The organism is Leifsonia sp. NCR5, assembly GCF_002105485.1.
GTDB lineage: Bacteria > Actinomycetota > Actinomycetes > Actinomycetales > Microbacteriaceae > Leifsonia.
In genome coordinates this window covers 148142-164588 of the sequence record NZ_NCSR01000005.1, presented here as the reverse complement: position 1 = coordinate 164588, position 16447 = coordinate 148142, and the positions used below count along the sequence as shown (strand labels likewise).

16 protein-coding genes are annotated in these 16447 nt (G+C 68.8%); 13 read left to right on the top strand and 3 right to left on the bottom strand.

All coding sequences use genetic code 11. The features are described from left to right. Nucleotides 1-77: 77 nt before the first annotated feature. The 12 genes from B7438_RS06545 to B7438_RS06490 all read left to right on the top strand — a co-directional run bounded on the left by B7438_RS06545 (nucleotide 78) and on the right by B7438_RS06490 (nucleotide 13979). Nucleotides 78-1691 (top strand): ABC transporter substrate-binding protein, encoded by a 1614-nt coding sequence (locus B7438_RS06545; protein WP_085368750.1) that lies wholly within the window; start codon nucleotides 78-80, stop codon nucleotides 1689-1691. Nucleotides 1692-1756: 65 nt separating this feature from the next. Next, a complete protein-coding gene (locus B7438_RS06540; protein ID WP_055889842.1) occupies nucleotides 1757-2710 on the top strand; it encodes an ABC transporter permease in 954 nt (317 codons plus the stop codon). Between the two features lie 2 nt (nucleotides 2711-2712). Next, the gene (locus tag B7438_RS06535) at nucleotides 2713-4758 is read left to right on the top strand and encodes a dipeptide/oligopeptide/nickel ABC transporter permease/ATP-binding protein (protein WP_085368749.1); all 2046 of its coding nucleotides are present in this window, start codon (nucleotides 2713-2715) and stop codon (nucleotides 4756-4758) included. Further along, nucleotides 4755-5546 (top strand): ATP-binding cassette domain-containing protein, encoded by a 792-nt coding sequence (locus B7438_RS06530; protein WP_085368748.1) that lies wholly within the window; start codon nucleotides 4755-4757, stop codon nucleotides 5544-5546. Before B7438_RS06535 ends, B7438_RS06530 begins: the two co-directional genes overlap by 4 nt. A 66-nt stretch (nucleotides 5547-5612) precedes the next feature. After that, the gene (locus B7438_RS06525) at nucleotides 5613-6539 is read left to right on the top strand and encodes a dihydrodipicolinate synthase family protein (protein WP_143465671.1); all 927 of its coding nucleotides are present in this window, start codon (nucleotides 5613-5615) and stop codon (nucleotides 6537-6539) included. Then, nucleotides 6536-7582 carry an ROK family protein gene (locus B7438_RS06520; protein WP_085368746.1) on the top strand — a complete coding sequence of 349 codons (1047 nt, stop codon included), beginning with the start codon at nucleotides 6536-6538 and terminating at the stop codon, nucleotides 7580-7582. The genes B7438_RS06525 and B7438_RS06520 overlap by 4 nt, the downstream gene beginning before the upstream one ends. After that, on the top strand, nucleotides 7579-8259 hold the full coding sequence (locus B7438_RS06515) for an N-acetylmannosamine-6-phosphate 2-epimerase (protein WP_085368745.1): 681 nt from the start codon (nucleotides 7579-7581) through the stop codon (nucleotides 8257-8259). The genes B7438_RS06520 and B7438_RS06515 overlap by 4 nt, the downstream gene beginning before the upstream one ends. Next, complete coding sequence (locus tag B7438_RS06510; RefSeq protein ID WP_085368744.1) at nucleotides 8256-9332, top strand: DUF4862 family protein; 1077 nt, start codon at nucleotides 8256-8258, stop codon at nucleotides 9330-9332. The genes B7438_RS06515 and B7438_RS06510 overlap by 4 nt, the downstream gene beginning before the upstream one ends. Beyond that, the gene (gene ubiE, locus B7438_RS06505; protein ID WP_085368743.1) at nucleotides 9329-10468 is read left to right on the top strand and encodes a bifunctional demethylmenaquinone methyltransferase/2-methoxy-6-polyprenyl-1,4-benzoquinol methylase UbiE; all 1140 of its coding nucleotides are present in this window, start codon (nucleotides 9329-9331) and stop codon (nucleotides 10466-10468) included. Before B7438_RS06510 ends, ubiE begins: the two co-directional genes overlap by 4 nt. Continuing rightward, nucleotides 10468-11547: a polyprenyl synthetase family protein gene (locus B7438_RS06500; protein WP_085368742.1), complete on the top strand. Its 1080-nt coding sequence runs from the start codon at nucleotides 10468-10470 to the stop codon at nucleotides 11545-11547. Before ubiE ends, B7438_RS06500 begins: the two co-directional genes overlap by 1 nt. Before the next feature lie 18 nt (nucleotides 11548-11565). Beyond that, nucleotides 11566-12948, top strand: a complete 1383-nt coding sequence (locus B7438_RS06495) for an FAD-dependent oxidoreductase (protein WP_085368741.1) — start codon at nucleotides 11566-11568, stop codon at nucleotides 12946-12948. A gap of 38 nt (nucleotides 12949-12986) precedes the next feature. After that, nucleotides 12987-13979 (top strand): alpha/beta hydrolase, encoded by a 993-nt coding sequence (locus tag B7438_RS06490; protein ID WP_085368740.1) that lies wholly within the window; start codon nucleotides 12987-12989, stop codon nucleotides 13977-13979. Nucleotides 13980-14057: 78 nt separating this feature from the next. Here the strand turns inward: B7438_RS06490 and B7438_RS06485 are convergent, their stop codons facing one another. From B7438_RS06485 to B7438_RS20490, 3 genes are all read right to left on the bottom strand, one after another. Beyond that, nucleotides 14058-14546 carry a YajQ family cyclic di-GMP-binding protein gene (locus tag B7438_RS06485; RefSeq protein WP_085368739.1) on the bottom strand — a complete coding sequence of 163 codons (489 nt, stop codon included), beginning with the start codon at nucleotides 14544-14546 and terminating at the stop codon, nucleotides 14058-14060. 76 nt (nucleotides 14547-14622) lie between these two features. After that, nucleotides 14623-15801, bottom strand: a complete 1179-nt coding sequence (locus tag B7438_RS06480) for a Fic family protein (protein WP_085368738.1) — start codon at nucleotides 15799-15801, stop codon at nucleotides 14623-14625. Nucleotides 15802-15881: 80 nt separating this feature from the next. Continuing rightward, nucleotides 15882-16055: a hypothetical protein gene (locus B7438_RS20490; RefSeq protein WP_179150743.1), complete on the bottom strand. Its 174-nt coding sequence runs from the start codon at nucleotides 16053-16055 to the stop codon at nucleotides 15882-15884. Between the two features lie 127 nt (nucleotides 16056-16182). Between B7438_RS20490 and B7438_RS20485 the strand changes: the two genes are divergently transcribed. Beyond that, nucleotides 16183-16413 carry a DUF2283 domain-containing protein gene (locus tag B7438_RS20485; protein ID WP_085368737.1) on the top strand — a complete coding sequence of 77 codons (231 nt, stop codon included), beginning with the start codon at nucleotides 16183-16185 and terminating at the stop codon, nucleotides 16411-16413. The last annotated feature ends 34 nt before the right edge of the window (nucleotides 16414-16447 follow it).

Genomic DNA, 16447 nt, shown 5'->3' with positions numbered 1-16447 from the left:
CCTTTCCGCGGGATGTGCACTACTTTCAGTATACCCACGTAGGACATCAGACGTCCGATCTCAGGAGAGGCAGTTCAATGTTGAGAGATTCACTCCAGAAGCAAACGAGCAGACGTACCTTCCTCGCAGCTACAGGAGCGGCAGGCATCGTCGCCGCGCTCGCAGCGTGCAGCGGCCCGCCATCGACCACCGGCAAGGCCGGAACCGCGGCAGCAGCGGGATCGGTCGACAAGAACGGCACCATCACAGCGGGCATGTCGTACGCGCTCGGCACCGGTTTCGATCCGATGACCACCACCGGCGCCCTCACGATGGCCGCCAACTGGCACACCCTCGAAGGACTGGTCGAGCTCGACCCGGTCACCCGCAAGGCGTACGCCGCCCTCGGCAAGGCGCTCCCGAAGCAGGTCGACAGCACGACCTACACGGTGTCCCTGCGCGACGGAGCCACCTTCCACGACGGCAGCACGGTCACCGTCGACGACGTTCTCTTCTCTTTCCAGCGCGTGCTCGACCCCGCGAACGCGTCGCTCTACGCCGGCTTCCTCCCGTTCCTCTCGCCGGACAGCGTCACCAAGGTCGACGACACGACCGTTCAGTTCAAGTCCGCGTACCCCTTCCCCCTGTTCGCGGAGCGCATCTCCGTGGTCAAGGTCGTGCCGAAGGCCATCGTCACCGCGGACCCGAAGGCGTTCGACGCCCTCCCCACCGGCACCGGCCCGTACAAGCTCACCGCCGCGACCGCGAACGACAAGCTCACCTTCGAGCGTCACGACGCGTACAACGGCTCCCGCCCGGCCCTCGCGGCGAGCATGACCTGGAACCTGCTTGCCGACCCGTCCGCCCGCGTCAGCGCGATGCAGTCCAAGCGCGTCAACGCGATCGAGGACGTGCCGTACCTCAACGTCGACGGGCTCTCCCGCGTCGTCAAGACGGACTCCGTGCAGTCGTTCGGTGTGCTGTTCATGATGTTCAACACCACCATGAAGCCGTTCGACGACAAGCGCGTCCGTCAGGCGCTGTTCTACGCGATCGACATGGACAAGCTGATCAAGAACGGGATGCTCGGGAACGCCGAAGCCGCATCCAGCTATGTGCAGAACGACCACCCCGACTACGTCAAGGCCAAGACGGTCTACAAGCACAACCCGGCCAAGGCAAAGTCGCTGCTGAAGGCCGCGGGCGTCTCCAACCTGTCGATCACGCTCCTCACCACCGACACCGGCTGGGTCAAGGACGTCGCCCCGCTGATCAAGGAGGACCTGGATGCGGTGGGCGTGAACACCACGCTCGACATCGGCCAGTCCGCCGGCCAGTACAAGAAGGTCGACAACAACCAGTTCGAGGTGATGGTCGCCCCCGGTGACCCCTCCGTCTTCGGAAACGACGCCGACCTGCTGCTGCGCTGGTTCTACGCCGACAACATCTGGTCGCAGAAGCGCTACCGCTGGAACTCCGGAGCCGAGTTCGACAAGCTGCAGAAACTCCTGAACGACGGCGCCCAGGCGACCGACCGCACGAAGCAGCTCGACATCTGGAGCCAGATCTACGACCTGGTCTCGGATGAGGTGCCGCTCTACCCCCTGCTGCACCGCAAACTGCCGACCGCCTGGGACTCCACGGCGCTCAGCGACTTCAAGCCCATCTCGATGACCGGCCTGTCGTTCCTCGGCGTCGGACCCACGAAGTAGCGCCCAACGGCGGGGCCGGCCGCACCGGCCCCGCCGCCTCCCTCCAGCCCCTTTAGGAGTCACGCATGGTCGCACTCGTGCGCCTCGCAGGCAGGCGTCTGATCGCCCTGCCGTTCATGATCCTCGGGATCACCCTCTTGGTCTTCATCGTGCTGCAGTTCGCACCGACCGACCCGGCGACCAACGCTCTCGGAGAGAGCGCGAGCGACGCCGCCAAAGCCACCTGGCGGCAGGAGAACGGATACAACGATCCGCTCATCGTCCGCTACCTCGCGTTCCTCGGCCACCTCATCCAGGGCAACCTCGGTAACACCGTGCCGCCGAGCCAGTCGGTCAGCGGACTGATCGGGACCGCGTTCCCGCTCACCCTGCAGCTCACCTTCCTCGGCCTCATCATCGCGATCGTGCTCGCCGCCGTTCTCGGTGTGACGGCGGCCCTCTACCGCGACCGCTGGCCGGACCAGGTCATCCGCGTCGTCTCGATCGCCGGTATCGCCGTGCCGTCGTTCTGGCTCGCGATCCTGCTGATCCAGCAGTTCGCCCTCACCTGGCCCATCTTCCCGACCGGCGGATACACGTCCCCGCAGGACTCCTTCGGCGGCTGGCTGCAGTCGATGTTCCTGCCTGCCCTCGCGCTCGCTGTGCCGGTCGCCGCATCCCTCACCAGGGTGGTGCGCACCTCGATGGTGGAGGAGCTCGACCGCGACTACGTCCGCACCGCCATCGGCAGCGGCCTGCCTCGGAGCGTCGTGATCGGCCGCAACGTCTTCCGCAACGCCCTCATCACCCCGATCACGGTGCTCGGCCTGCGGGTCGGCTACCTGCTCGGCGGCGCGATCGTCATCGAGGTGATCTTCGACCTGCCCGGGATGGGCCAGCTCATCCTCAACGGTGTCACCGCGGGCGACACCAATCTGGTGCAGGGCGTCACCATCACGATCGCTCTCACCTTCGTGATCGTCAACACGATCGTCGACCTCCTCTATCTGGTGGTCAATCCTCGAATCAGGACGGTGTAACGATGCGTCGCACACTCGCCGATCGCCTCTCCGCCCCCGGACTGCGCTTCACGGCACTCCCTCTGTCCTCGAAGATCTCGCTGATCTTCTTCCTCATCGTGGTGCTCGCGGCGGTCTTCGCCCCGCTGATCGCCCCGCACGACCCGCTGAAATCGGGCGTGCCCGCCCAGCCGCCGTCGTTCGACAACTGGTTCGGCACCGACCGCAGCGGCCGCGACATCTTCTCGCGCCTCATCTACGGCGCCCGGTCGTCGCTCGCCATCGGCCTTGGCGCCACGGCCCTCGCGCTGGTCGTCGGCGGCATCATCGGGGCCGTCGCCGCGACGGCGCACCGGTGGGTCAACGAGGGCATCATGCGCATCCTGGACGTCATCATGTCGTTCCCGGGGATCGCGCTCGCCATCGTCTTCGTCGCCGTGTTCGGCAAGAGCCTCCCCGTGCTCATCGCGACGATCGCCTTCCTCTATGTCCCGCAGCTGGCGCGCATCGTGCGGGCCAATGTGCTCAGCCAGTTCGGCGAGGACTACGTGGCGGCCGAGCGGGTGCTCGGCGCGCGCACCTCATACATCCTGCTCAAGCATGTGTTCCGCAACTGCGCTGCCCCGATCCTCGTCTTCGCGACCATCCTCGTGGCGGACGCCATCGTGTTCGAGGCGAGCCTGTCGTTCATCGGCGCCGGTGTGCAGGAGCCGGCACCGTCGTGGGGCAACGTGATCTCGAGCGGCAAGAACCTGCTGCTCGCGGGCGGCTGGTGGGCGACGCTGTTCCCTGGCCTTCTCATCCTCATCACGGTGCTCGCACTGAACGTGCTCGCGGAAGGCCTGACGGATGCGATGGTGCGGCCGAGCATCCGCCGCCGTGCGGCAGCACCGGAGTCGCTCCCCACCGACGCGGGGACCGCATCCCTGGTCACTGCCGAGTCTCTCGACGAGGCAGGAGCCCTCGAAGAGGACGAGGAGAGCGCCATCGCCGACGACAGGCTCGACCCTGTTGCGCCCGACCCTGCGCTCGCCAGGCACCTGCAGAGCCTCGGCGCCGCGGAGAGCGTGCGGACCGACCGGCTGGTCTTCGACTCCGATGTGCCGCCGCTGCTGGAGGTGCAGAGTCTCAGCATCCGGTTCCCCGACCGCCACGGAGACGTGGACGTCGTCGACAGGCTCAGCTTCTCTGTGCGCCCGGGCGAGACGATGGCCATCGTCGGAGAGTCCGGCTCCGGCAAGAGCCTGTCCAGCCTCGCCGTGATGGGCCTGCTCCCGTCCAACGCCGAGGTGACCGGTCGCATCCTGTTCGAGGGCCGCGACCTGCTCACCATGACCGAGGCGGAGCGGAACGGCCTGCGCGGCCACGAGATGTCGATGGTCTACCAGGATGCGCTCAGCTCGCTGAATCCGTCCATGCTCATCCGGGCGCAGCTGAAGCAGCTGATCCGGCGCGGAGGGACACGCAGCGCGGAGGAGCTGATGGAGCTCGTCGGGCTCGACCCGGTGCGCACGCTGAAGAGCTATCCGCACGAGCTGTCCGGCGGTCAGCGGCAGCGCGTGCTCATCGCGATGGCACTCACCCGCAGCCCGAAGCTGGTCGTCGCCGACGAGCCGACGACGGCCCTGGATGTGACGGTGCAGGCCCAGATCATCGACCTGCTCAACGACCTGCGCGCCAAGCTCGGCTTCGCGCTCGTGTTCGTCAGCCACGACCTCGCGCTCGTCGCAGAGGTCGCCCACCGCATCACCGTCATGTACGCCGGGCAGGTGGTCGAGAGTGCGCAGACCGTCGAACTCCTGCTCCACCCGCAGCACGAGTACACCCGCGGGCTGCTCGGCTCCGTGCTCTCGATCGAGTCCGGGGCGACCAGGCTGCACCAGATCCCCGGCACCGTCCCGACACCGCGCGACTTCGCGAAGGGCGACCGGTTCGCATCCCGGTCGGTGGAGCGCCCGGGCGTCGGCCTCGACGTGCGACCGGAGCTGCGCCTCGTCGACGGCACAACAGACCACTACGTCGCCTCCCTGCCGGAGACGGCGAACGCTGAGAAGGGAGCGGCGCTGTGACAGGAGCTGACATCCTCACCCTGGACCACGTGCACGTCGTGCACACCGCCAGGACGGGCACGCTGTTCAAACCGGACAAGGTGCACGCCGTCAACGACGTGAGCCTGACCATCCGGCGCGGGGAGACCATCGGCATCGTCGGCGAGTCCGGCTGCGGCAAGTCGACGCTCGCCCGCGTGCTCGTCGGGCTGCAGCAGCCGACGGACGGCGACGTGCTCTACCAGGGCCGCAGCGTCCTCACCAGGGACCGCGCCACCAGGAAGGCGCTCGGCAAGGCGGTCTCGATCGTCTTCCAGGACCCCTCCACTGCGCTCAACGCCCGCATGACCATCCACGACATCCTGCGCGACCCGCTCGATGTGCACGGGATCGGCACCGGGGCGCAGCGGGAACGCCGCATCCTGGAGCTGCTCGACCTGGTCGGGCTGCCCCGCTCGGCGGCGGAGGTGCTGCCGAGCCACGTGTCCGGAGGCCAACGGCAGCGCGTCGCCATCGCCAGGGCGCTCGCGCTCGAACCGGACCTGATGGTCGCCGACGAGCCGACCAGCGCGCTGGACGTGTCTGTGCGCGCGCAGATCCTCAACCTCCTCAGCGACCTGAAGCAGCGCCTCGACCTGGCGATGGTCTTCATCTCGCACGACATCCAGACCGTTCGCTACGTCTCCGACCGCATCGTCGTCATGTACTACGGCCGGATCGTGGAGGAGGGGACAGCCGCCTCGGTGTTCGACGACCCGAGAGACGAATACACGAGGAAACTCCTCGGCGCCGCGCCATCGCTGCTCTGACAGAGCGCCACCCGTCGAACCACACCACGCCATCAGCACCGTCCAGCACCACCATTGGAGAGAACAGTGAGCAAGCCCAGCTTTTCCGGAGTCGTCCCACCCCTCGTCACGCCGTTCGCGGAGGACGGTTCGCTCGACGTCCCGTCGTTCGAACGCCTCATCGAATCCCAGATCGCGGCGGGAGTCGACGGCCTGTTCGCGCTCGGCTCGTCCGGCGAGGTGGGCTTCCTCACCGACGCCGCCCGTTCGGTCGTGCTGACGGAGGCCGTCCGCATCTCGGCCGGCCGGGTCCCCGTGCTGGCCGGCGTGAACGACATGTCGACGGCTCGCGTGATCGAGCAGATCCGCATCGCCGAGTTCGCCGGTGTGGATGCGGTGGTCGCCACCGTCCCGTTCTACGTCCGCCCGAACATCGTCGAGATCGAGTCGCACTTCCGCGCGCTCGCCGCGGCGACCAGCCTGCCGATCTTCGCCTACGACGTGCCGGTGCGCGTCAACGTCAAGCTGGAGCGCGACCTGCTGATCCGCCTCGGCGTGGACGGCGTGATCGCCGGAGTGAAGGACTCCAGCGGCGACGACGTCGGCTTCCGCCGTCTGGTCGCCGCGAACGAGGCCGCCGGCCGCCCGCTGATCCTGTTCACGGGCCACGAGATCGTCGTCGACGGCGCGCTGCTGGCCGGGGCCGACGGGGTCGTCCCCGGTCTCGGCAACGTGGATCCGGCGTCCTACGTGCGCCTGTACCACGCGGCGAAGGCCGGCGACTGGACGGAGGCCAAGCGCATCCAGGACCAGCTGGCGTCCCTCTTCGAGATCGTCTTCCAAGCGCACGGCGTCAGCGGAGAGGCGGCGGGCCTGGGCGCGTTCAAGACGGCACTTCAGGTCATCGGCATCATCGAGAGCAACCGGATGGCGCACCCGGTCCCGGCACTCGAAGGCGAGACGGTCGACCGCATCCGCGCCATCGTCGAGGAGTCGGGGCTGCTCGTTCGATGAGCGTCGCCGTGGGTGATGGTGCCGGTGCCGATACCGTGAACGGCACGACGTTCGCGGTCGGCATCGACATCGGTGGGACCAAGACCGCTGCCGGGCTGGTCGACCTCCCCACCGGGGCCGTCGTCGCCCGGCAGGAAGCACCCACACCCGCCACCTCGGGACCGGATGCGGTGCTCGCCACCGCGATCCACCTCGCCGAGCGGGTGCTCGCCGCCGCCCCCGCCTCCGCCTCCGTGGTCTCGGTCGGCGTCGGCGCTGCCGGCGTCATCGACCCCGTCGGCCGCGTGGTCGTCTCGGCGACCGACACCCTCCCCGGCTGGGCGGGCACCAGGATCGGCGAGGCCGTCGAGGCGGCCGTCGGTCTCCCCGTACTGGTCGAGAACGACGTGCACGCCCACGCGCTCGGCGAAGCGGGCCGGGGCGCCGGCCGCGGCCACCGCACGGTGCTGGTGGTCGCCGCGGGCACCGGCATCGGCGGAGCGCTCGTCTCGGACGGATCGCTCGTCCGGGGCGCCGGGCACGTCGCCGGGCACTACGGCCACCTGCCATCCGAGGAGGCGCACGGTCTGCCGTGCACCTGCGGACGGGCTGGTCACGTGGAGATGATCGCGGCAGGACCCGCGATCCTCGCCGAGTACCTCCGCAACGGGGGAGCATCATCCACCCTGGACACCCGCGCGGTTTTCGCCCTCGCCGACCAGGGTGACGAGTGCGCGGCGACGACCATCCGGGTGGCCGCGACGGCCCTCGGCCGCACGATCGGCGGACTCGTGAACGCCATCGACCCCGACATCGTGGTGATCGGCGGTGGCCTCTCGGCGACGGGCGCGCGCTGGTGGGCGCCGCTGCGCGCCGGGATCGACCTGGAGACGATCCCCGCGGCCACGGGACGACCTGTGGTCGCCGCGGAGCTGGGCGGCGACGCAGCGATCGTCGGCGCGGCGCTGGCGTCCGCTGCTGCCGTCGCCGGCACCGCTGCCGCTACTTCCACCTCCATGTCCACCGCACCGAACGACCGACACGTTTCAGGAGAAGCACGATGAGAATCGCCCAGACACTCGAATCCCTGGCGGGCGGACTCATCGTCTCCTGCCAGGCGTACCCCGGCGAGCCGATGCGCAGCCCGGAGACGATGGCGCAGATCGCACAGTCGGCGGTCATCGGTGGCGCGGCGGGCATCCGGGCGCAGGGTCCTGGGGACATCGCGCTCATCCGGGAGCGGGTCGACCTTCCCCTGATCGGTCTGTGGAAGGCGGGCGACGCCGACGTCTTCATCACCCCGACCCTGCGCCACGCCGTGAGCGTGCACGCCGCGGGCGCGTCGATCGTCGCTCTCGACGGCACCCGTCGCGAACGCCCGGACGGTCTGACCCTCGCGGAGACGATCCACCGCCTGAAGGAGCTCACGGGCGCGACGGTGATGGCCGACGCCGGTTCCTTGGCCGACGCCATCGCCGCGGTCGAGGCCGGTGCCGACTGCGTCGGGACCACGCTCGCCGGCTACACCCCCGACCGTCCCAAGACCGACGGACCGGACCTGGAGCTGCTGGCCGAGGTCGCGCAGGCTGTGGACGTTCCGGTGATCGCCGAGGGCCGCATCCACACCCCGGAGCAGGCTGCTGCCGCCGTGGACGCCGGCGCGTACGCGGTCGTCGTCGGCACCGCGATCACCCATCCCGCCACGATCACCCGCTGGTTCGCGGACGCGGTCGCCCGATGAGCGACGCCGCCGGTCCGGGCCCTCTCGTCGCGCCAGGCCGACCCGGTGCGTCCGGGATGTCGGCGGGGTCGGATGTCGAGACGACGGGCGTGTTCGTCGGAGCGTACGCCGCCTCTCCGGCGCACTCGGCGTGGGACGCGCGCCTCGAGTCCGAGTTCTTCGACGAGCTGGATGCGGTGCCGGAGCTCCGGGGCGTCGAGCTGCCGTGGATGGGTGCGCTGCATCCGCACGACGACGCCTGGCTGCTGCGCTCGTTCCCGCGCCGGTTCGACGCCGTGCTCACGAGCATCCCCGGAACGATGAAGCGGCTGGGTACCACTCCTCTGTACGGTCTCGCCTCCCGCGATGCGGACGGTCGGGCCGCCGCGCTCGCCGAGGCCGGACGCATTCGCGGCGCGGTCCGCCGTCTCAACGACGCCGTCGGGCGACGCGCGGTGACCGCGGTGGAACTCCACAGTGCACCGTCGGCGGGCAGGGGCGACGTAGCGTCGCTCGCCGCATCCATCGCCGAGCTGTCCGCGGACGCCGACGCGTGGGACGGCGCGACGATCGCCATCGAGCACTGCGACGCGTTCGTGCCGTCGCACCAGCCGGAGAAGGGCTTCCTCGATCTGACGGACGAGCTCGCGGCCATCGCCGACCGGCCGGCGTGGGTGGGGCTCAGCATCAACTGGGGACGTTCCGCCATCGAGCTGCGCGACGGCGAACTCGTGACCGCGCACATCCGCCAGGCGGCAGCATCCGGACGCCTCCGCGGGCTGATGCTGTCCGGCGCGTCGGCGGAACTGTCGCCGTTCGGCGGACCGTGGGTGGATGCGCACCACCCGATGACCCCGTCCTCCTCCTTCCCGTACGGCGAACCGTCCTCGATGCTCACCGAGGACCTCCTCCGCGACGCCATCGCCGCCGCCGGCGCCGTCGACTGGCTGGGCTTCAAGTTCGGCTGGGCCGACCGCGAAGCCCCCGTCGGACCTCGTGTGGACATGATCGCGACGGCCGCTGCAGCTGTCACTGCCGCCTCACAGGGAGCTGGAATGCGTGGCGCAGCGGTGCCGCCTAAGCTAGGGGGGTGAGTAAGGCCGACCTCAGCAAGCAGCCCGCCCAGGTCGCCGCCATGTTCGATCAGGTGTCGACGCACTACGACAGGACCAACAACGTCCTCTCGATGGGCAACGCGGCACTCTGGCGTGTGGCGACGACCAAAGCCGTCGGCCCGCGCGCCGGCGAGACCATTCTCGATGTCGCGGCGGGCACCGGCACCTCCAGCGCGTCCCTCGCGAAGAACGGTGCGACCGTCGTCGCCGCCGACTTCTCCGAAGGGATGATCGAGGTCGGACGACGCCGCCAGGCCGACAACCCGTTCGTCCGCTTCGTCCAGGCCGACGCCACCCAGCTTCCGTTCGACGACGACGAGTTCGACGCCGTCACCATCTCCTTCGGCCTCCGCAACATCGTCGACCCGAAGAAGGCGCTCGCCGAGTTCTACCGCGTGACCAAGCCGGGCGGACGCGTCGTGATCTGCGAGTTCTCCCAGCCGCCGGCATCCATCGTGCGCACCGGATACTCCGCATACCTGCGGTTCGGGATGCCCGTGCTGGCCAAGCTGGCGAGCTCCAACCCCGCCGCATACGAATACCTGATGGACTCCATCGAGGCATGGCCGTCCCAGCCCGTGCTCGCCGACTGGCTGCGCGAGGCCGGGTTCGAGCACGTCGCATACCGCAACCTGACCGCCGGAATCGTCGCCCTGCACCGTGGCTACAAGCCGCGGGATGCGGGTGGAGCGCGCGCGGCGGAGGTCGCCGCTCCCGCCACGGCCGCGGTCGACGAGAAGCCTGCGGCAGAGAAGCCTGCGGCGGGGAAGCCTGCGGCGGAGAAGCCCGCCGAAAAGAGCGCAGCGGGGAAGCCCGCAGCCGTCAAGCCTGCGACGGAGAAGCCCGCCACGACGAAGGCCGCAACGACGAAGCCTGCCCCCGCAAAGGCGAAGCCCACGACAGCGAAGGCCGCGACGGCCAAGCCCACGACCGCGAAAGCCACACCCGCCAAGGCGAAGCCCACGACTGCGAAGCCCGCACCCGCGAAGCCCACCAAGCCCGCGACGGCCAAGCCCGCGACGGCCAAGCCCACAACCACCAAGCCCGCCAGCTCCGACCGAGCGACGGGCACCACGGGGGCATCGGCTTCCGGCGTCCCACCCGAGGGGGAGTAGTGCCACCAAGCGTCCCCGCTGTGCGGCGTACCGCGTCGCTGTCCAGCCAGATCGGTCTGACCGAGCGGATTTTCGCATCCGGTCAGGACAGGGAGCTCGCCGCCGCCGTCGATGCGGGGCTCGCGCTCGTGGAGGAGGGCCTGCACGCAGAGATGCGGTTCGCGGACAACCTCGCCGACGTCACCGCACGCTACCTGCTCGAGGCCGGCGGCAAGCGGGTGCGCCCCATGCTGACATTGCTCACCGCGCAGCTCGGGCGGGGAAACACCCCCGAGGTGCTGCAGGCGGCGGAGGCCGTGGAGATCACGCACCTCGCATCCCTCTATCACGACGACGTCATGGACGACTCGCAGATGCGGCGCGGGGTTCCGAGCGCGCAGTTCGTGTGGGGGAACTCCGTCGCCGTGCTCACCGGAGACCTGCTGTTCGCCCGCGCGAGCAAGATGGTGTCTTCGCTGGGCGAACGCGCCATCCAGTTGCAGGCCGACACCTTCGAGCGGCTGTGCCTCGGGCAGCTGCACGAGACCATCGGACCCCAGGACGGCGAAGACCCCGTCGAGCACTACATCCGCGTTCTCGAGGACAAGACCGGCTCGCTGATCGCCGTCGCGGCGCAGATGGGCGTGGTGTTCGCGAAGGCTCCGGAAGAGTACGAGCAGCCCGTCGTGACGTTCGGCGAGAAGATCGGCGTCGCCTTCCAGATCATCGACGACGTGATCGACCTGTCGTCGAAGGGCGTCAAGGAGACAGGGAAGACGCCGGGCAACGACCTCCGCGCCGGTGTCGCCACCCTTCCCGTGCTGCGGCTGCGCGAGCTCGCCGAGACCGACCAGGGTGCGCGCGAGCTGCTCGATCGGCTCGAACGCGACGTGATCGGCACCGCGGAGGAGGGCGAGATCACCCCGGAGGCGACGGCTGCCATCGCCGCGCTCCGCGACCACGAAGTGACCGCCCACACCCTGCAGGAAGCCCACCGCTGGGCCCGCGAGGCCGTCGAAGCGCTCGAACCGCTGCCGACCGGCCCCGTCAAGAAGGCGCTGATCCGCTTCGCGGACACCATCGTCGAACGTTCCAGCTGAGCAAGAAAGACACAACGAATGACCAAATTGCGACTGGCCATCGTCGGTGCAGGCCCCGCCGGCATTTACGCCGCGGACATCCTCCTCAAGGCGGAGCGCGCCTTCGACGTCTCCATCGACCTGTTCGAGCAGCTTCCCGCCCCGTATGGCCTCGTCCGTTACGGGGTCGCCCCCGACCACCCGCGCATCAAGGGCATCATCACGGCTCTGCGTGAGGTGCTCGACCGCGGGGACATCCGCATCTTCGGCAACGTCACGTACGGCGAGGACATCACCCTCGACGACCTCAAGCGCCACTACAACGCCGTGATCTTCGCGACCGGGGCCGTGCACGACGCCGAGCTGGACATCCCCGGCATCGAGCTGGAGGGCTCGTACGGTGCCGCCGACTTCGTCAGCTGGTTCGACGGTCACCCGGATGTGCCGCGCACCTGGCCGCTGGAGGCCGAGTCCGTCGCCGTCATCGGCAACGGAAACGTCGCCCTCGACGTCTCGCGCATCCTGGCCAAGCACGCCGACGACCTGCTGCCCACCGAGATCCCCGACAACGTCTACGAGATCCTCAAGAACTCTCCCGTCACCGACGTGCACGTCTTCGGTCGCCGCGGGCCGGCCCAGGTGAAGTTCACCCCGCTGGAGCTGCGCGAGCTCGGCGAACTGCGCGACGTCGACATGATCCTCTACGACGAGGACTTCGACTACGACGAGCAGTCGAAAGCCGCCATCGCGAGCAACAAGCAGGTCATGGTGATCGACCGCGTGCTGCAGCCGTGGCGTCAGCGCGAGGTGGGGAACGCATCCCGTCGCCTGCACCTGCACTTCTACGCCAAGCCGCTCGAGGTCGTCGACGACGGGAACGGTCACGTGGCCGCGTTCCGGTACGAGCGCACCGAGTCGGACGGCGAGGGCGGCGTGCGCGGGACCGGCGAAATCCGCGAGGTGCCCATCCAGGCCATCTACCGCGCTGTCGGCTACTTCGGGTCGCCGCTTCCGGGCATCCCGTTCGACAAGAAGCACGGCGTGATCCCGAACCACGAAGGCCAGGTGCTGCGCAAGGGCGACAACGAGCGCATGTACGGCGTGTACGCCACCGGGTGGATCAAGCGTGGACCGGTGGGTCTCATCGGCCACACCAAGTCGGACGCCATGGAAACGATCAAGCATGTGATCAATGATCAAGGGAACTGGTGGTCGCCCACCGACCCCTCCGAGGAATCTGTGGAGAACCTGCTGCGCGAGCGGGGTGTGGAGTACACGAACCTCGACGGCTGGCACAATCTCGACACGCACGAGCAGGCACTCGGCGCCGAACGGGGCCGCGCCCGCGTCAAGGTCGTCCCGCGCGACGAGATGGTCAGGGTGTCGAACGCCACCCCTGTCGAGGCGTCCACCGAGAGCTGACGGTCGCGCGAACCCGCCGCGCCTGCCACGCTGGGGTCATGACGCGCGCACAGGAGTGGTCGCCGGATGTGCTGGGGGAGCCGTTCGAGCAGCTCACGCTGCCGCTGAAACCGGATGCGGAGGGCGAGGTCGTCGCGACCCTCGTCCGCTATGCGCCCCCACCGCACCTCGCCGACCTGCGCCTGCTCCGCGCCGTCGCGGCCGACGCGGACGTGCTCTACGTGCACGGCTGGTCCGACTACTTCTTCCAGAAGGAGCTCGCCCGGTTCTGGCACGAGAACGGGGCGCGCTTCTTCGCCATCGACCTGCGCAAGTACGGCCGCAGCCTGCGTCCGTGGCAGACGCCGGGCTTCGTCGACGACCTCGCGACGTACGACGAGGAACTGGATGCGGCCATCTCGGTCATCCGCGAGAGCGCGCAGAAGGACCGCAAGCTCATCCTGCTCGGCCACTCGACGGGCGGCCTCACGCTCAGCCTCTGGGCCGACCGCCATCCCGGAAAAGCGGATGCGCTGGTGCTGAACAGCCCGTGGCTCGAGTTCCAGGCGCACTCGGCGGGGCGGGCCGCGTTGGCGCCGCTGATCGGCCTGCAGGCGCGCGTCGACCCGAAAGCCCCGCTGCCGAACGTCGACCTCGGCTTCTACACCAGGACGGTGTCGTCGACGATGGAGGGCGAGTGGGACTACAACCTCGACTGGCGGCCCGTGCGAGGCTTCGCGGTGCTGCCGGCGTGGCTGACGGCGGTGATGGCCGGGCATGCGCGCGTGGCGGCCGGCCTGCACATCGACGTCCCGGTGCTGACGATGGTTTCTGCGCGGTCGACGATCCTCCCGCGGTGGACGCCGGACATGATGAGCTCGGACATCGTTCTGGTCGTGGATGAGATCGCTCAGCGCGCGCTCAAGCTGGCGCCGACGGTCACGGTCTCGCGCATCGACGGGGCGATCCACGACATCTTCCTGTCGCGCGAGCCGGTGCGGCAGGCGGCGTACGCCGAAGTGCGGCGGTGGCTGCGCGGCTACCTGCGCTGAGCGCGGGGTGCTGCGGATGCGCGGGATGCGCCGGATGCGCGGCCGCCGCGTCTCCGGCGACCGCGCATCCCGGGTCGTCTAGCGGAAGTTGACGAACTGCAGCGCGACGTCGAGGTCGGCGCCCTTGAGCAGGTTCATGGTGGCCTGCAGGTCGTCACGGCTCTTCGACGTGACGCGGAGTTCGTCGCCCTGGATCTGCGACTTCACGCTCTTCGGCGCTTCGTCGCGGATGAGCTTGTTGATCTTCTTCGCCGCATCCTGCTCGATGCCGTTCTTGATGCCGGCCTCGATGCGGAACTCCTTGCCGGACGGGTACGGCTCACCGGTGTCGAGCGAGCGCAGCGAGATGCCCCGCTTGATGAGCTTCGACTCGAACACCTCGAGGACCGCTTTGACGCGCTCCTCGGTGTTGGCCTTCATCAGAACCTTTTCGCCGCTCCACTCGATGGATGCGCCGACATTCTTGAAGTCGTAACGCTGCTCCACCTCTTTGCGAGCCTGGTTGAGGGCGTTGTCGGCCTCCATCTTGTCGACCTTGCTGACCACGTCGAACGATGAGTCTGCCATTCGTCGCCACCTTCCTGAGAGAACTACGGGTGCCGTGCGGCACCAGACAATTCAAACAGGGTCGGGCGGGAAACGGTTAACCTTGGCGTCGGCGTCCGATGCGTACCGCGAACGCATCCAGGGCGTCGAGCACATCCTGGTTGACCCAGACGCGATTCCGCTGTTTCGAGTTTCCCGGGGCGAGGACCCCGCGTTTCACCAGTTCGTCGAAACCGTTGCTCACGGACGGCTTGCTCAGGCCGGTGACCGCAACCGCGGTCGGGGAGTTGAGCACCGGGTACTCGATGGTCAGCCTGGCGAGTGTGCGCGCGGCAGCGTCGGCACGGAGACCGGCCAGCTTCTCGTCCCACGCCTCCTGAAACTCGGCGATGTCGCGTGCCAGGACTTTCGCGTTCTGGAGTGCGACCAGGGACGCCTCGGCGAAGACCTGGACGATCGGGCCCGGGTCGCCGCTGCGGTATGCGGTGAGCGCGTCGAAGTACGACTCGACGTCGGTCAGCAGCCCAGCGGACACGGGGACGGTCAGGTTCCGCAAGACACCGCCGTGCCGCAGCATCGCGTGCAGCAGTGCCCGCCCAGTGCGCCCGTTGCCGTCGGGGAACGGGTGGATGGTCTCGAACTGTGCGTGAGCGATGGCCGCGTGAGCGAGCACAGGGAGGTCGGCCCGGACCGCGAACCTGACCAGGTCGTCCATCGCGGCGTCGACGCGGTCGTGGTGGGGAGGAACGAAGCTGGCGGAGTGGGGGAGCCGCCCACCGATCCACACCTGCTCGCGACGGTATTGACCGGCCATGTCGGGGTGCGAGCCGCGGAGCAGCGCGTCCTGCATGGCGATGATCGACGCGTTCGAGATATCGTCGGCCAGTGCGAGAGCCGCCTCCATCGCCCGGACGTTGCTGACGATAAGCGGCGCGTTGCCGTCTGAGCGCTCGCCGATCGCCGCCTCGGCGATCGCGCGCGGACCGGACGTCAACTGCTCGATCTGCGAGCTCGACGCCGACTCCGTCTGCAGCAGCACGGAGGAGAACGGAGCGGGGAAGTCGCCCATGTGCGCGTCGAAGCGCACCAGCTCGGCCGTGGCGTCGTCGACGTCGGCGAGAATCTCCGGTGCGAGGTCGAACACTGCGTCGGCGATCTCGGGAACGACGGCAGCCTGGTAGGGCCGGCGGCGCTCGAGGTTTAGTCGACGCGACGACATCAGCGCCTCTTCGGGTGCGGGAAGCGTGCGCTCCTCGAACGTCACAGCGGTGCTCACCCTTACCTCCGACCTCGTCGTTAGTAAAGTTTAGCGGATAAGCCTTACTAACGACAGGTACGCAGTAAAGGTTGCGGCTGCTACGCCGTCTGCTGCAGTTCGGCCAGGTAGGTCACGTGGCAGCCGTCGCCGCTGCACTCCACGCACACTGTGATCTCTTCATCGTGCTGGAACGGGTCGGCGCCGGTTCCGTCGCACCGTTCGCAAATCTCCAACGTTCTCATGCCGACGATTCTGCGCCGCACCACCGACATTGCGGGCAGTGGATGCGGGGTGTCGCGGATCGGCCGACGCCGCCGAAGACTTCTCCTCCTGCGGTCGAACGGGAGGTGGTACGACGGTCCGACGACACGCCGCCGCGCGGTTCCTAGGCTCGGAGTCATGCGACTCACCTACGACCCGGAGCTCGACGTCGCGCACTTCCGCCTCGACGTCTCGACCGATCCGTCCCTGCCCGACCGTTCGGCCGTCCCGGATGCTCCTGCCGCTGGCGCTCACATCGATGCGGAGTTCGACGCGGCGGGGTTCCTCGTCGGGTTCGAGGTGCTCGGGGCGCACCTCGTGCTGCGGCCGGACGTGCTCGCGGCCGCGGAGCGGTCGAGCCGCGCGTAGCGGCGAGCGCAGGGCGCAGGGCGCCAAGCGCGTA